The sequence below is a fragment of the Micrococcus sp. HG099 genome (assembly GCF_024723355.1).
Lineage (GTDB): Bacteria > Actinomycetota > Actinomycetes > Actinomycetales > Micrococcaceae > Micrococcus > Micrococcus endophyticus.
In genome coordinates this window covers 1-15,447 of the sequence record NZ_JANQCJ010000046.1, presented here as the reverse complement: position 1 = coordinate 15,447, position 15,447 = coordinate 1, and the positions used below count along the sequence as shown (strand labels likewise).

13 protein-coding genes, 1 tRNA gene and 2 riboswitches are annotated in these 15,447 nt (G+C 75.5%); of the genes, 4 read left to right on the top strand and 10 right to left on the bottom strand.

The features are described from left to right. The 9 genes from thrB to thiO all read right to left on the bottom strand — a co-directional run. Window positions 1-740, bottom strand: a 740-nt coding sequence (thrB, locus tag NWP10_RS05890) for a homoserine kinase (protein WP_258300206.1), incomplete at its 3' end; no start/stop codon positions are given. A 3-nt stretch (window positions 741-743) separates the two neighbouring features. Beyond that, on the bottom strand, window positions 744-1,856 hold the full coding sequence (gene thrC, locus NWP10_RS05885) for a threonine synthase (RefSeq protein ID WP_258300205.1): 1,113 nt from the start codon (window positions 1,854-1,856) through the stop codon (window positions 744-746). 3 nt (window positions 1,857-1,859) lie between these two features. After that, window positions 1,860-3,182: a homoserine dehydrogenase gene (locus NWP10_RS05880; RefSeq protein WP_258300204.1), complete on the bottom strand. Its 1,323-nt coding sequence runs from the start codon at window positions 3,180-3,182 to the stop codon at window positions 1,860-1,862. 171 nt (window positions 3,183-3,353) lie between these two features. Then, a complete protein-coding gene (gene lysA / locus NWP10_RS05875; RefSeq protein WP_258300203.1) occupies window positions 3,354-4,826 on the bottom strand; it encodes a diaminopimelate decarboxylase in 1,473 nt (490 codons plus the stop codon). A gap of 8 nt (window positions 4,827-4,834) precedes the next feature. After that, a complete protein-coding gene (gene argS / locus NWP10_RS05870) occupies window positions 4,835-6,505 on the bottom strand; it encodes an arginine--tRNA ligase (RefSeq protein WP_258300202.1) in 1,671 nt (556 codons plus the stop codon). A 114-nt stretch (window positions 6,506-6,619) separates the two neighbouring features. After that, window positions 6,620-7,816, bottom strand: a complete 1,197-nt coding sequence (moeB, locus tag NWP10_RS05865) for a molybdopterin-synthase adenylyltransferase MoeB (RefSeq protein WP_258300201.1) — start codon at window positions 7,814-7,816, stop codon at window positions 6,620-6,622. Beyond that, window positions 7,813-8,631, bottom strand: a complete 819-nt coding sequence (locus tag NWP10_RS05860; protein WP_258300200.1) for a thiazole synthase — start codon at window positions 8,629-8,631, stop codon at window positions 7,813-7,815. Before NWP10_RS05860 ends, moeB begins: the two co-directional genes overlap by 4 nt. Window positions 8,632-8,634: 3 nt before the next feature. Continuing rightward, a complete protein-coding gene (gene thiS, locus NWP10_RS05855; protein WP_258300199.1) occupies window positions 8,635-8,877 on the bottom strand; it encodes a sulfur carrier protein ThiS in 243 nt (80 codons plus the stop codon). Beyond that, window positions 8,874-10,043, bottom strand: a complete 1,170-nt coding sequence (gene thiO / locus NWP10_RS05850) for a glycine oxidase ThiO (RefSeq protein ID WP_258300198.1) — start codon at window positions 10,041-10,043, stop codon at window positions 8,874-8,876. Before thiO ends, thiS begins: the two co-directional genes overlap by 4 nt. Further along, a riboswitch (TPP riboswitch) is annotated at window positions 10,037-10,167 on the bottom strand. It overlaps the preceding gene by 7 nt. A 21-nt stretch (window positions 10,168-10,188) precedes the next feature. On the opposite strand from thiO, the gene thiE reads away from it, so the two are divergent. Continuing rightward, window positions 10,189-10,926 carry a thiamine phosphate synthase gene (thiE, locus tag NWP10_RS05845; RefSeq protein WP_258300197.1) on the top strand — a complete coding sequence of 246 codons (738 nt, stop codon included), beginning with the start codon at window positions 10,189-10,191 and terminating at the stop codon, window positions 10,924-10,926. Between the two features lie 86 nt (window positions 10,927-11,012). Beyond that, window positions 11,013-11,088, top strand: a tRNA-Arg gene (locus tag NWP10_RS05840). An 84-nt stretch (window positions 11,089-11,172) separates the two neighbouring features. Here NWP10_RS05840 and thiD read toward each other — a convergent pair. Further along, entirely contained in the window at window positions 11,173-12,012 is an 840-nt protein-coding gene (gene thiD / locus NWP10_RS05835; protein ID WP_258300196.1) for a bifunctional hydroxymethylpyrimidine kinase/phosphomethylpyrimidine kinase, read from the bottom strand. Between the two features lie 73 nt (window positions 12,013-12,085). On the opposite strand from thiD, the gene NWP10_RS05830 reads away from it, so the two are divergent. Beyond that, window positions 12,086-13,243 carry a hypothetical protein gene (locus tag NWP10_RS05830; RefSeq protein WP_258300195.1) on the top strand — a complete coding sequence of 386 codons (1,158 nt, stop codon included), beginning with the start codon at window positions 12,086-12,088 and terminating at the stop codon, window positions 13,241-13,243. Window positions 13,244-13,348: 105 nt separating this feature from the next. Beyond that, window positions 13,349-13,463, top strand: a riboswitch (TPP riboswitch). Next, the gene (thiC, locus tag NWP10_RS05825; RefSeq protein WP_258300194.1) at window positions 13,461-15,311 is read left to right on the top strand and encodes a phosphomethylpyrimidine synthase ThiC; all 1,851 of its coding nucleotides are present in this window, start codon (window positions 13,461-13,463) and stop codon (window positions 15,309-15,311) included. (Overlaps the previous riboswitch by 3 nt.) The last annotated feature ends 136 nt before the right edge of the window (window positions 15,312-15,447 follow it).

Genomic DNA, 15,447 nt, shown 5'->3' with positions numbered 1-15,447 from the left:
GCGCTGGCGGGCATGACCGCGGCGCGGGGGCCCTGGTGCAGCCAGTCGCGCGTGCCCGCCATGAGCAGCTCGGGCCGCTCGGCCAGAGCGTGGACGAGCAGGGCGGCGCGGCCGGCCTGGGCGGCGGCGACCGCGTGCGGCACCGACTCCGGCAGGACGCCGCGGGCGGCGTGCGTGGACAGCTCGGTGTCCGGGATCGCGACCACGGGGACGATCCGCTCGTGCAGCCGCAGGGGCGCGGTCGCCGGGCGGGCGTCGTCGTCCCGGGTCCAGGAGACGGTCGCCCCGCCCACGAGGGCCGGGGCCACGTTGTCCGGGTGGCCCTCGAAGTCCGTGGCGGCCTCGAGCAGGGCCGCGGGCGGACGGCGGTCCGCCGCGGGGAGCAGGGCCTCGGCCGCGGCGTACGCGGCCACCACCGCCGCCGCGGACGAGCCGAGGCCGCGGGCGTGCGGGATCCGGTTGACGGCGCGCAGGTGCAGGCCCGGGGCGCGGACGCCGCGCGCGCGCAGGTGCTCGTGCGCCAGGCGCAGGATCAGGTGCGAGCCGTCCCGGGGCAGGACGTCCGCGCCCTCCCCCGTCACCTCGGCCACGTCCGGCCCGTCCACGACCGTCAGGGAGACCTCGTCCCGCAGCTCAAGGGCCAGGCCCATCGAGTCGAAGCCGGGGCCGAGGTTGGCGGAGGTGGCGGGGACGGCGACGACGACGGCGGTCCCGGCCGCCAGGGTGCGCGGTGCCGGCATCGCTCAGGCCAGGCCGAGGGCCTGCGCCACCGTGACCACGTCGAACGGCACGGTGCGGGGCGTGACGTCCTCGCCGTCGGCGCCGCGCAGGGCCCACTGGGGGTCCTTCAGGCCGTGGCCGGTGACGGTGATGACCCAGCTCTTGCCCGCGGGCACGTTCCCGGCGGCGTGGTGCTTGATCAGCCCGGCCACGCCGGCGGCGGAGGCAGGCTCCACGAACACGCCCTCCTTGGCCGAGAGCCAGCGGTGCGCCGCGAGGATCTCCTCGTCGGTCACGGAGTCGATCATGCCGCCGGAGCCGTCGCGGGCGGCCTCGGCCTGCTCCCACGAGGCGGGGTTGCCGATGCGGATGGCCGTGGCGATGGTGTCCGGCTCGGTCACGGGGTGGCCCAGGACGATCGGGGCGGCGCCGGCCGCCTGGAAGCCCCACATGACGGGGGTCTTCGTGGACACCGCGGGCAGCTCCTCGTCCGAGGCGCCCTCGTGGGGGTTCATGTAGGGGGCCGCGTACTCGCGGTAGCCCTTCCAGTAGGCGGTGATGTTGCCGGCGTTGCCCACGGGCAGCAGGTGGTAGTCCGGGGCGTCGCCGAGCGCGTCCACGACCTCGAACGCGCCGGTCTTCTGGCCCTCGATGCGCGCCGGGTTCACGGAGTTCACGAGGAACACCGGGTAGTTCTCGGCGAGCTTGCGGGCCACCTCGAGGCAGTCGTCGAAGTTGCCCTGGACCTGCAGGATCTCGGCGCCGTGGGCCACGGCCTGGGACATCTTGCCCATCGAGATCTTGCCCTCGGGCACGAGCACGGCGCACGTGAGGCCGGCCTGCGCGGCGTAGGCCGCCGCGGACGCGGAGGTGTTGCCGGTGGAGGCGCACACCACGGCCTTCGCGCCCTGGTCCACGGCGGCGGTGATGGCCATGGTCATGCCGCGGTCCTTGAAGGAGCCGGTCGGGTTCATGCCCTCGAACTTCACGTGCACGGTGCCCTGGACGAGCTCCGAGAGGTGCGGGGCGTGGATGAGCGGGGTGCCGCCCTCGCCGAGGGTGATCACGCGCGTGTCCTCGGTGACGGGCAGGCGGTCGGCGTACTCGCGGACGACGCCGCGCCACTGGTGGGCCATGGGTCAGTTCCCTTCGACTCGGAGGACGGATGCGACCTCGTGGACCGCGTCCAGGGCGGCCAGGGCCTCGACGGTGGCGTCGAGGTCCCGCTGGCGGGCCCGGTGGGTGATCAGGCGCAGGGAGGCCCCGGGGGCGTCGTCGCGGTCCGACTGGACCTGGCGCAGCGTCTCGATGGACACGCCCTGCTCCTCGAAGACGCCGGCCACGCGGCGCAGCACGCCGGGCTCGTCCGCCACGCGCAGGACCACGAGGCAGGAGGTGACGGCCTCGGCCGGGTCCAGTGCGGGCAGCTCGGCGACGGGCGTGCGCAGGCGGGCGGGCCCGCCGCGCACGATCCGCTGGGCGATGGAGACGACGTCGCCCATCACGGCCGACGCCGTGGGGGCGCCGCCGGCGCCGGGGCCGTAGAACATGAGCTCGCCCGCGTTCTCGGCCTCCACGAACACGGCGTTGAAGGCGCCGCGCACCGAGGCCAGCGGGTGCTCCCGGGGCAGCAGGGTGGGGTGCACGCGCAGCACGGCGCCCTCGGCGCCGTCCGCGGCGCGGGCCCGCTCGGCGATGGCCAGGAGCTTGATGACGTAGCCGGCGTCGGCGGCGGCCTCGTTGTCCTCGGCGGTGATGGCGGTGATGCCGGAGACGGCCACCTGGTCCAGGGTGTACGGCGCGCCGAACGCCAGAGTCGCCAGGATGGCGGCCTTCGCGGCGGCGTCGTGGCCCTCGACGTCGGCGGTGGGGTCCGCCTCCGCGTAGCCGAGCCGCTGGGCCTCGGCGAGCGCCTCGTCGAACCCGGCGCCCTCGGAGTCCATCTTGTCCAGGATGTAGTTCGTGGTGCCGTTGGCGATGCCCATGACGCGGGTGACGCGGTCGCCGGCGAGGGAGTCGCGCAGCGGGCGCAGGATCGGGATGGCGCCGGCCACGGCGGCCTCGAAGCTCAGCTGGGCGCCGGTGGCGGCGGCCGCGGCGTAGAGCTCCTCCCCGTGCTGGGCGAGCAGCGCCTTGTTGCCGGTCACCACGGAGGTGCCGGCGGCCAGCGCGCGCAGGATCAGGGTGCGGGCGGGCTCGATGCCGCCCATCAGCTCGATGACGACGTCCGAGCCGTCCACGAGCGCCTCAGCGTCGGTGGTGTAGAGCGCCGGGTCCGCCTGCCAGTCGCGCGTCGCGCCCGTGTCCCGCACCGCGATGCCCGTGAGCTCGAGGTCGGCGCCCACGCGGTCCCGCAGGATGTCGGCGTCCTCGGTGAGGATCCGGGCGGTCTGGGACCCCACGGTCCCGCCGCCCAGCAGGGCGACCTTGAGGGCGGTGGGGGCGTCGGTGTGCTGGGGCATGGTCCTCCGGGGTCAAGGATCGGGGTCGGTGCCGCGCGATCGCGCGGTTCGGCTGGCCTCGAATCTAGCGCGGCGCCCCGGCTCGTCCCGCCGCGCGACACTCGGTGTCCGCAGAGCGGGACGCCCGCACCCGGCCCCGAGGCCGACGGGCGGGTGCGGGCGCCCGCTGCCTCAGCGGCCGAGGCGCGGATCGGCCTCGCGGACGAACAGGTCCTCCTGCGTCTCCCGGCGGATGATCACGCGCGCCCGCCCGCCGGCGACGGCGACGACGGCCGGGCGGGTCAGCGCGTTGTAGTTCGAGGCCATCACGTGGGTGTAGGCGCCCGTGGCGGGCACGGCCAGCAGGTCGCCGCGGGCGAGGTCCTCGGGCAGGTAGACGTCCCGGACGAGCACGTCGCCGGACTCGCAGTGCTTGCCCACCACGCGGGTGAGCACGGCCTGCGCGTCCGAGGTGCGGGCGGCCGAGACGGCCGTGTAGTCCGCGTCGTAGAGCACGGGGCGCGGGTTGTCCGACATGCCGCCGTCCACGGCCACGTACCGGCGGGCGGCCGTGCCGCCGTCCGGGGTGTCCGCGTCCACGGTCTTGGTGACGCCCACGGTGTAGAGGGTGAGGCCGGCCGGGCCCGAGATCGCCCGGCCCGGCTCGATCGAGATGCGCGGGCACGCCAGCTGCAGGCGCTCGAGGGCCTTCTGCACGTCGTCCGCGAGCGCGGCCGCGATCTCGGCCGGCGGGCGAGGGGCGTCCACCGCGGTGTAGGCGATGCCGTGGCCGCCGCCGAGGTCCAGCTCGGCCAGCTCCACGCCGTGCTCGGCCTTCATCTGCGCCAGGAACTCGAGCACGCGCTCGGCGGCGAGCCCGAAGCCGTCCGCCTCGAAGATCTGCGAGCCGATGTGGCAGTGCACGCCCAGCAGGTCCACGGACTCGGCGGCGAGCGCCGCGGCCACGGCGACGGCGGCCGGCGAGCGGCCCGCCACGTTGCCGTCCCGGTCCGTGGTGGCCGGGGCCAGCGAGAGGCCGAACTTCTGGTCCTCGTGGGCGGTGGCGATGAAGTCGTGGGTGTGCGCGTGCACGCCCGGGGTCAGGCGCAGCATCACGGGGGCGCGACCGCCCTGATCCGCGGCGAGCGCGGCGAGGTGCTCGAGCTCGTCGATCGAGTCCACGATGATCCGGCCGACGCCGGCCTCGAGGGCGGTGCGCAGCTCGGCGTCGGACTTGTTGTTGCCGTGCAGGCCGATGTGCGCGGGGTCCACGCCGGCGCGCAGCGCGACCGCGAGCTCACCGCCCGAGGCGGTGTCCACGCGCAGGCCCTCCTCGGCCGCCCAGCGGGCGGTGGAGAGGGTGAGCAGGGACTTGCCGGCGTAGTAGACGTCCGCTCCCCCGCACAGGTCGGCGAACGCGGCGTCGAAGCCGGAGCGGAAGGCGCGGGCGCGGGCCCGGAAGTCGTCCTCGTCCAGCACGAGCAGCGGGGTGCCGAACTCGGCGGCGAGGTCCGGGGCGCCCAGGCCCTGGACGGTGAGCCGGCCGGCGTCGTCGCGGTCCACGCCCGCGGCCCACAGGCCGGGGACGAGCGCGTCGGCGTCGCCGGGGGCCGGGAGCCACGCCGGGGCGAGCGGCGAGGCGGAGGCGGGCTTCGGCGTCGTCATGGGCGCGCTCACATCTTCTCCGGGGCGGACACGCCGAGCAGCCCCAGGCCGTTGGCCAGGACCTGCGCGGTGGCGTCGTTGAGCCACAGGCGGGTGCGGTTCAGGGTCTCGACCGCGCGGGGCGTGCCGTCCTCCGTGGGCATGGGGACGATGCGGCAGGCGGCGTACCAGGAGTGGTAGGCGCCGGCCACGACCTCCAGGTGGCGGGCCACGCGGTGCGGCTCGCGCAGGCGGGCGGCCGAGGCCACCACCGTGGGGAACTCGGCGAGCTGGGCGAGCAGCTCGGACTCGGTCTCGTGGGTGAGCAGCGCGGCGTCGAACTCGGAGCGGTCCACGCCGTGGGCCTGCGCCGTGCGGGCCGCGCCGCACGCCCGGGCGTGGGCGTACTGCACGTAGTAGACCGGGTTGTCGTTGGTGTTCGAGCGCAGCAGCTCCGGGTCGATGGTGATCGGCGAGTCCGCGGGGTAGCGGGCCAGGTCGTAGCGCAGGGCGTCTCGGCCGAGCCACTCCACGAGGTCCTTGAGCTCGATGATGTTGCCCGCGCGCTTGGAGAGCTTGGCGCCGTTCACGGAGATCAGCTGCCCGATGAGGATCTCGATGTTGCGCTGCGGATCGTCGCCGGCGGCCGCGGCGATGGCCTTGAGGCGGTTCACGTAGCCGTGGTGGTCGGCGCCGAGCAGGTACACCTTTTCCTCGAAGCCGCGGTCGCGCTTGTCGAGGTAGTAGGCGGCGTCCGCGGCGAAGTAGGTGGGCTCGCCGTTGGCGCGGATCAGCACGCGGTCCTTGTCGTCCCCGAAGTCGGTGGTCTTGAGCCACACGGCGCCCTCGCGGTCCTCGATGTGGCCCTGCTCACGCAGGCGCTCGACGGCCTGCTCGAGGGCCCCGGACTCGTGGAGCGTCTTCTCGGAGGTGAACACGTCGAAGTGCACGCCGAACGCGGTCAGCGTGTCCTTGATGTCCTGCATCTGCAGCCGGTACGCGGCCTCGCGGACCACCGGGCGCGCGGCCTCGTCCGTCAGCTCGCGCACGTCCGGATGCTCGAGTGCGACGGCGTCGGCCAGCTCCTGCACGTACGCGCCCGGGTAGCCGCCCTCGGGGACGTCGCGGCCGTGGAGGCGGGCCAGGACCGAGTCGGCGAACACGTTCATCTGGTTGCCGGCGTCGTTGACGTAGTACTCCGCTGTGACGTGCGCGCCCGATGCGCGCAGCAGGCGGGCGATCGCGTCGCCGAGGGCCGCCCAGCGGGTGTGGCCGATGTGCAGGGGGCCCGTGGGGTTGGCGGAGACGAACTCCATGTTCACGGTGCGCCCGGCCAGGGCGTCGTTGCGGCCGTAGGCCTCGCCGGCCTCCACGATCTCGCGGGCCAGGGCGCCGGCCGAGGCGACGTCGAGGGTGATGTTGAGGAAGCCGGGGCCGGCCACGTCCACGGCGGCGATGCCGTCCCGGCCGGACAGGCGGTCGGCAAGCAGCGCGGCGAGGTCCCGGGGGGCCTTGCCGGCCTTCTTGCCCAGCTGCAGGGCGACGTTGGTGGCCCAGTCGCCGTGCTCGCGGCTGCGGGGTCGCTCCACCTTCACGCGGGCGGGGGTGATCTCGTCCCGCAGCTCGGCGGGGAGGTCACCGGCCTCGACGGCGTCGGTGAGGACAGCGGACAGCAGGGCGGAGAGGTCTTCGGGCTTCACCCGCGCAAGTCTACGGAAGGGTCGCCGCGCCCGTGCGCGTGCGAACGAACCCTGCGAGATGGCCCCCTCCGGCCCGCGATGGGGGCCCTTTCGCAGGACTCGTCGGGGTGGGGGTCAGGCGGGCCAGGCGGCGAGGCCGCCGGCGAGGGAGAGGACGCGCCCGCCGGCGCTCGGGTCGGCCCCGACCACAGCGTCCCGCGCCCGGGCCGAGCGGGCTCCGGCGGCGCAGCACACCACCAGGACGCGGTCCGGCCCGGGCGCGTGGGCCGCCGGCTCCGCGAGGACGGCATCGAGCGGGACGTGCCGATCGGCCACCGCCGCGGGGACCTCGACCCGGCGCAGGCGACGCTCCCAGTCCTCGCGGACGTCGAGCAGGGTCAGGGACGCGGCCCGGGCGGGGTCGGCGAGCAGGGCGGCCAGCGTGGCGGGGTCGATCTCCCCGCCCGCGGCGCCGCATGCCTCCGCCGAGCCGGGGGCGCCGGCGTCGTCCGAGCCGGGGGCCTGGTCCGCGTGGGCGGACAGGTCCGTCACGGGGGTCCGCTCGGGGTCGGCCACGAGCCGCAGCTCACGGAAGCGCATCGTCAGGGCGTCCACGGAGAGCAGCCGCCCGACCAGGGGCTCGCCCACCCCGGAGAGCAGCTTGATCGCCTCGGCCGCCATGAGGGAGCCGATGATCCCGGGCAGCACCCCGAGCACCCCGGCCTGCGCGCACGAGGGCACTTCGCCGGGTTCGGGCCGCTCCGGGAACACGTCCCGGTACAGCGGCCCGCCCGGGGCGAACACGCTCACCTGCCCCGCGAACCGCAGGATCGCGCCCCACACCACGGGCACGCCCGCGATCTCGCACGCGTCGGCCACGAGGTAGCGGGTCGCGTAGTTGTCCGTGCCGTCGAGCACGAGGTCCACGGCGCCGACCCGCTCGAGCGCGTTGGCCGCGGTCAGGCGTTCGCGGTGCTCGACCACGCGCACCTCGGGGTGCAGGCCGCGCATCGTCGCGGCGGCGGAGGCGGTCTTGGGGCGGCCGAGGTCCGCCTCGGCGTGGATCACCTGGCGGTGCAGGTTGGAGCGGTCCACCACGTCGTCGTCGATCACGTGGACCTCCCCCACGCCCGCGGCGGCGAGGTAGGTCAGCACGGGCGCCCCGAGGCCGCCGGCGCCCACCACGAGGACGCGGGAGCGCAGCAGCGCCAGCTGGGCCTCGGGGCCGAAGCCGTCCAGGCTCAGGTGGCGGGCGAAGCGCTGCAGCTGGGTGTCGGACAGTGCGGTGAGGTCGCGGGGCTCACGGTCGGCGGGGTCCGGGGCGGCGGTCACCGCTCGTCCTCCTCGGCCGTGACCCGCCCGGCCATCGGTGAGGAGGCCAGGGCGTGCTCGCGGCGCGGGATGCGCCCGGCGCGGCGGGCGTGGAAGCCCGCCTCGAGCGCGATCCGGCACGCGTGGGCCATGCGGGCGGGCTCGGCGGCGCGCGTGATCGCGGAGGCGGCGAGCACGGCGTCGCAGCCGGCCTCCATCGCCAGGGCGACGTCCGAGGCGGTGCCCACGCCGGCGTCGAGCACGATCGGCACGGAGGCGCGGGAGACGATCAGCTCCAGGTGTGCGCGGTTGAGGATGCCCAGCCCCGAGCCGATCGGTGAGCCCAGCGGCATGACGGCGGCGGCGCCGGCCTGCTCGAGGCGCAGCGCCATGGCGGGGTCGTCCGAGGTGTAGGCCAGGACGGTGAAGCCGTCGGCGGCGAGCCGCTCGGTGGCCTCGAGGGTCTCGACGACGTCGGGCAGCAGGGTGCGCTCGTCGGCGATGACCTCGACCTTCACGAGGTCGGTCTCGAGCGCCTCCCGGCCGAGCCGGGCGGTGAGCACGGCGTCCCGGGCGGTGTAGCAGCCGGCGGTGTTGGGCAGCACGTCGATGCCGAGGCGGTCCAGCAGCGCGACCAGGCCGTCGCGGGTGTCCGCGGACCAGCGGCGCAGCGCCACGGTGGTGAGCGTGGTGCCGGAGGCGACGAGGGCGCCCTCGAGGGCGGCGAGGTCGGTGATGCCGCCCGTGCCCATGATGAGCCGGGAGGCCAGGTCGTAGCCGCCGATCCGCAGCGGCGGGATCGCGGGGGCGGCGGGCGGGGTGCGGTGCTCGGCCATCGCTCAGCCCCCCTGCACCGCGGTGACGACGTCGACCTCGTCCCCGGCGGTCAGCTCCCGGGTGGCCCAGGCCGACCGGGGCACGACCTCGCCGCCGACCGCCACGGCCACGCCGAGCCGCCGCCCGTCCGCGGCGGCGCCGTCGTCGCCGACCGCGCGCCCGGTGACGTGCGCGACGACGTCGCGGACGGTGGCCGCGGCCAGCTCGGCGGGCTCTCCGTTGAGGGTCAGGGTGAGGGTGTTCATGCGATCTCCTCCAGGCGGGCGTGCAGCAGCTCGAGGATCCGCTCGGCCGCCCAGGGGGCGAGCAGGATCCCGTGACGGTGGAAGCCGGTGGCGACGACGGCGCCCGGGGCCTCGGGCACGGCGAGCACGCGCGGGGCGTCGTCAGGGGTGCCGGGGCGGGCGGCGGTGGTGATCTCGACGAGCTCGCACTCGCGGACGGCGGGCAGGATCGCGGCGGCGTCGGCGAGCAGGTCCAGCACGGCCCCGGCGCAGGTGCCGGCCAGGCCGTCCTCGCGGGCCGAGGCGCCGACCACGAGGGTGCCGTCCGCGCGGGGCACGAGGTAGACCTGGCGCCCGTGGACGAGGCCGCGGACGGTGCGGGTGATCAGGTGCGACTCCCCCGGCAGCAGCTGCTCGGGACGCACCCGCAGGCGCAGCACGTCGCCGTGGACGGGGCGCAGCGGGACCTCGACGGCGGTGGCCGCGCCGCCGATCCCACGGTGGCCCAGGCCCGCGGCGAGGACCGCGCCGTCGGCGGTGAGGGCGTCCCCGTCGGCCAGCGTGAGGCGCACTCCCTCGCCCTCCGGGTCGGCGGCGGTGACGCGTCCGGCCACGAATCGGGCGGCGGGTCCGGCTCCGGCCGGGAGTGGGCCGCCGTCGGGCCCGGTCTCGGCGCGCAGGGCGGCGACGCAGGCGGCGGCGAGCCGTCGCGGGTCCACCTGATGGTCGTCCGGGGCGTCGAAGGCGGCGGCCAGGCCCGGGGTCAGGGCGGGCTCGGCGCGGCGCAGCGCGCGGACGGAGACGGGCTCGACCCGGCGGCCGAGGATCGAGGCGTGCTCGAGCACGTGGTCCCACGCGCGGGCATCGGAGGGGTCCGCGGCCACGATCCAGGCGCCCTGTGCGAGGAAGCCCGTCTCGACGTCGGTGAAGGCGGCGAGCAGGTCCACGAGGGCCGGGTAGGCCTCCCAGCCGGCCTGCAGCAGCGGGGCGAGGTCGTCCTGGCTGAACTGGGTCTCGGCGAGCGGGGCGAGCATCCCCGCCGCGGCGTGGGTGGCCCCGGCCACGGCGTGTGGGCGCCCGGCGGTGTCCAGTTCGGGGGCGATCAGGGTGACGGCGTGGCCTGCGGCGCGCAGACGCACGGCGGCGGTGAGGCCGATGATCCCGGCCCCGACGACGGCCACGTGCACGGACCGGTCCTCCTCACGGCGGCATGACCCGCATCGAGTGGTGATGGTCGGCCGCGCCGGCGCGGTGCGCCCCTGCGGCCCTCTCAGCCCGGCGCGTGCGGCCCGGGCTCCCATGGAACTGCGGCCAGTCTGTCACAGTGGGCGCATGCACTCCCCCGATCCGCTCCTGATGACCGCGGCCGACCACGACGACGGCGACACCGGCGCGGGCCGCCGCGCCCGCCTCGCCGTCTCCCGGCTGTACGTCTGCACCGACCTGCAGCGGTTCCTGCGCCCGGACCGCACGCTCGACACGGCCGCGTTCGCCGACTTCTGCGCGGCGGCGTTCCGCGGCGGAGTGGACCTGATCCAGGTGCGGGACAAGGCCGTGGACGTGGCGGTCGAACTGGCCGCGTTCGCCGTGCTCGTTCCGCTGGCCCGGGCGCACGAGGCGCTCTCGGCCGCGAACGATCGCGCCGACGTCGCCGCCCTGGCCGGGGTGGACGTGTTCCACACCGGCCAGACCGACCTGACCACCGCGCAGTGCCGCGCCCTGCTGGGCCCGAACGTGGTGCTCGGCCGCTCGTGCCACACCGAGGCGCAGGTGCGCGCCGCCCGCGCGGAGGACGGCCTGGACTACTTCTGCACGGGACCGGTGTGGGCGACGCCCACGAAGCCGGGCCGGGCCGCCGTCGGACTGGAGCTGCCCTCCCACGCCGCACGCCTGGACGCGGAGGACCCGGCGGGGGCGCGGCCGTGGTTCGCCATCGGCGGCGTCGACGCGGACCGGCTGCCCGAGGTCCGCGCGGCCGGGGCGGACCGGATCGTGGTGGTCCGCGCCGTGACGCAGGCCGAGGACCCCGAGGCCGCGGCACGGACCCTGCGCGCGGGCCTGCCCGGCTGACGCGCCCCGCGAGGAGGTCACGGACGGGCCGTCCTGATGGTGTAGAGTCGACGAGTCCGCAACGCGCCCGACGCGTCGCGACCCCCGCCTCCGTAGCTCAGGGGATAGAGCGTCTGCCTCCGGAGCAGAAGGCCGCAGGTTCGAATCCTGCCGGGGGCACCACAGACCGGGCGGTCACCTCACGGTGGCCGCCCGTCCTCGCTCCCGGGGCGTCCCGGGCCCGTTCCCCTCCCCCGGGCGCCGGCCTCAGCCGCGCCGGGCGTGACCGTGGTCCACGGGCCCGTGCCACGTCGGTCGCGAGGCGTCCCCGACCGCGAGGGCCTCCCCCGCCCGCATCGCGTCGGCCAGCCACGGCTTGGCCCGCTCGAGCGCGTCCTCCCAGCTCAGGCCCGCGCCGGCCAGCGTGGCCAGGGCCGAGGAGAGGGTGCAGCCGGTGCCGTGCGACGCGCGGGTCGCCACGCGCGGGCCGCGCACCTCGTGGACGGCTCCGGCCACGCGCACGACGGCGTCCGGCACCTCCGCCGCTTCGGCCTCGTCCAGGTGCCCGCCCTTGAGCAGGACCGTCACGTCGTGGTCGGCAGCCAGGCCCCGCGCCACGTCGAGGGCGGCGTCCCAGTCCGTCGCGTCCCGCCCGGTCAGCCGGGCCAGCTCGGGCAGGTTGGGGGTCACCAGGTGCGCCGCCCGCAGCAGCCGGGACCACGCGGCGCGCCCGTCGTCGTCGCCCACCGCGGTGAGGGCGTCCCCGCTCGAGGCCACCATGACCGGGTCCAGCACGACGACGGCGGGCCGGGTCTCCTCGAGCCAGCCGGCGACGGCCCCCATGAGCTCCGCCGTGCCGAGCATGCCGATCTTCACGGCGTCCACGGCGATGTCGGCGGCGATCGAGTCGAGCTGGGCGCGCACCACGTCCACCGGCAGCGGGTGGACAGCCTGCACGCCCTGCGTGTTCTGGGCGGTGATCGCGGTGATCGCGGTCATCCCGTAGCCGCCCCACGCGGCGATGGTCTTCAGGTCGGCCTGGACACCGGCGCCGCCGCCGGAGTCGGAGCCGGCGATGCTGAGCACGCGGGGGACGGCGGGGATCATGCGGGGGCTCCTTCGGGTGGGGGCGGATCGGCCGCCCGGGCCGGGCCGATCCCGCCCATGAGAATGTAGTCGCATGTCCCACGTCACAGAGAGCTCCCCCGCGCACCCCGGACGAGCCGAGGAGTCGGCGTCGCTGCGGCCGACCTCCCCGCTCGGGATCGCCGCCACGTTCATCGGCACCACCATCGGCGCGGGCTACGCCTCGGGCAACGAGATCCTGCAGTACTTCGTGAGCTTCGGCCTCTGGGGCGGCACGCTCGCCCTGGTCATCGCCGGCGCCCTGTTCTTCCTGCTCTCGGCGATCGTGCTGAAGATGGCGCAGAAGCTGCGCACCACGGACATCCACCGCCTGGTGAACCCCACCACCTCCCGCGTGCCCACCTGGTTCGCGGACCTGTGCATCACCGCGTCCCTGCTCGGCACGCTGGTGATCATGCTCGCCGGCGCCGGCGCCGCGGTGAACACCTCCTTCGGCCTGCCGACCATGGTCGGCTCCCTGCTGATGGCGGCGGTCTGCGTGCTGTCCGTGCTCGCGGGCATCTCCGGCCTCGTGCGGGTCCAGGCCGTGGTGGTGCCGCTGATCATCGTGGTCGCGGTCGGCGTGGCCTGGTGGGGCCTGGCGAACCCGGGTGCCCCGGTGGAGGACGTGGCCTCGCTCGTGACGTCCTCGCCCCTGATCAACCAGTGGTGGATGTCCGGCATCCTCTACGTGGCGTTCAACTTCCAGCTCGCCTACGCGGTGCTCGCGCCCATCGGCCGGGACAGCTCCTCCTCGGGCCGGACCCTCGTGGCCGGCGCCGGCCTGGGCGCCGTGGGCCTGGTGGTCATGGCCGGCGCCATCATGTTGGCCATGGCCGCCCACGCCCACCTGATCGGCCGGGCCGACCTGCCGATGGTGGAGCTGGCCGCGATGATCGGCGGCTGGGCGGCCCTGGTCTACACGGTCATCCTGCTGCTGGCGCAGTTCACCACCGCGGTCTCGTGCCTGTTCGGCGGCGTGGAGCGGATCGCCCTGCTCTCCCCGATGCGCCGCGTGCCCGGCTGGGCGATCGCCGTGGCCACCGCCCTGGCCGCGACACTGCTGTCCTCGGTGGGCTTCTCCGACCTCGTCGGCACGGTCTACCCGGTGCTGGGCTACGCGGGCATCGCCATCATCGTGATGCTCATCATCACGTGGATCGCCGAGCGCACCCTGGTGCGCCGCCGGGCGGCCCGGGCCGCCCTCGCCTAAGCCGACGCGGCCTCCGCAGGCCCGCGCGTCGCCCCGTCCTGGCGGGGTCGACGCGCGGGCCTCGTCGTCGGAGGGGTCGGCCGCCGCGACGCCGTGGTAGCGTCGCACGCATCCCACGGGAGCCCCACGGCACGGGGCTGAGACCGGGCTGACGCCGTCCGGACACCGTCTGAACCTGTCCGGGTCATGCCGGCGAAGGAAGAAGGAGCGTGCGGCCATGTCCGCGTCCCCCCACACCCCCGTGCCCACTGGCACCACCCTGTCCACCGACACCGCCCTGTCCACCGTCTCCTCGCCCGCCGTCGAGGACGGCGTCGCCGGGGAGGAGAACTACCCCACCCACCGCCTGGGCTGGCTGGAGGACCCCGAGCACGGCATCCGCGTGCCCGTCACCGAAGTCCACCAGGACGACTCCCCCGACGGCACGCCCAACGAGCCCCTGACCGTCTACCGCACCATGGGCCCGGGCTCCGTGCCCGAGCGCGGCCTGCCCGCCCAGCGCGCCGAGTGGATCCGCGCCCGCGGCGACGTCGAGGAGTACGAGGGCCGCGAGCGCGACCTGCTCGACGACGGCCGCTCGGCCGTGCGCCGCGGCGCCGCCTCGCAGGAGTGGGCCGGCGAGCGCCGCGCCCCGCTGCGCGCCCAGGAGGGCGCGCGCGTCACCCAGATGCACTACGCCCGGCGCGGCGAGATCACCCCGGAGATGCGCTACGTCGCCCTGCGCGAGGGCGTGGACGTGGAGCTGGTGCGCTCCGAGGTCGCGGCCGGCCGTGCCATCATCCCGGCGAACGTGAACCACCCCGAGTCGGAGCCGATGATCATCGGCAAGGCGTTCGCCGTGAAGGTCAACGCGAACATCGGCAACTCGGCGGTGACGTCGTCGATCGCCGAGGAGGTCTCGAAGCTGCAGTGGGCCACCCGCTGGGGCGCGGACACCGTGATGGACCTGTCCACGGGCGACGACATCCACACCACCCGCGAGTGGATCCTGCGCAACTCCCCCGTGCCGATCGGCACCGTGCCGATCTACCAGGCCCTCGAGAAGGTCGGCGGCGACCACCAGGCCCTGACCTGGGAGATCTTCCGCGACACCGTGATCGAGCAGTGCGAGCAGGGCGTGGACTACATGACCGTGCACGCCGGCGTGCTGCTGCGCCACGTGCCGCTGTCCGCGGACCGCGTGACCGGCATCGTCTCCCGCGGCGGCTCCATCATGGCCGGCTGGTGCCTGGGCCACCACAAGGAGAACTTCCTCTACGAGCACTACGACGAGCTCTGCGAGATCTTCGCGCGCTACGACGTCGCGTTCTCCCTGGGCGACGGCCTGCGGCCGGGCTCCGTGGCGGACGCCAACGACGCCGCCCAGTTCGCCGAGCTCGACACGCTGGCCGAGCTGACGGAGCGGGCGTGGGCGTACGACGTCCAGGTCATGGTGGAGGGCCCCGGCCACATCCCCCTGCACCTGGTGCGGGAGAACGTGGAGCGCCAGCAGGAGCTGTGCAAGGGCGCCCCGTTCTACACGCTCGGCCCCCTCGTCACGGACATCGCCCCGGCGTACGACCACATCACCTCGGCCATCGGCGCCACCGAGATCGCCCGCTACGGCACCGCGATGCTCTGCTACGTCACGCCCAAGGAGCACCTGGGCCTGCCGGACCGGGACGACGTGAAGACGGGTGTGATCACCTACAAGATCGCCGCGCACGCCGCCGATGTCGCCAAGGGCCACCCCGGCGCCCGCGACCGCGACGACGCGCTGTCCAAGGCGCGCTTCGAGTTCCGCTGGCGCGACCAGTTCGGCCTCGGCCTGGACCCGCAGCTCGCCGAGGAGTACCACGACGAGACGCTGCCCGCCGAGCCGGCCAAGACCGCGCACTTCTGCTCCATGTGCGGGCCGAAGTTCTGCTCCATGCGCATCAGCCAGGACATCCGCAGCGAGTTCGGCGGCGCGTCCGAGCAGGCGCGGATCGCCGAGGCCGGCATGGCCGCCAAGTCCGCGGAGTTCCGGGCCGCCGGTGGGTCCGTGTACCTGCCCGAGCCCACGCTGCGCGGGGCCGCGGACGCCTGAGGCCCACCCGGGCCGCGCGGACCCGCCCGCTCCTGCACAGGGGGCGGCCGGGCCCGCGTGGTCCACGCCCGCCGCCGCGGGGCCCCACGGCGTCCGCCCCGGCTCGTAGGCTCGCGGCATGACCGAGGAGCACCGC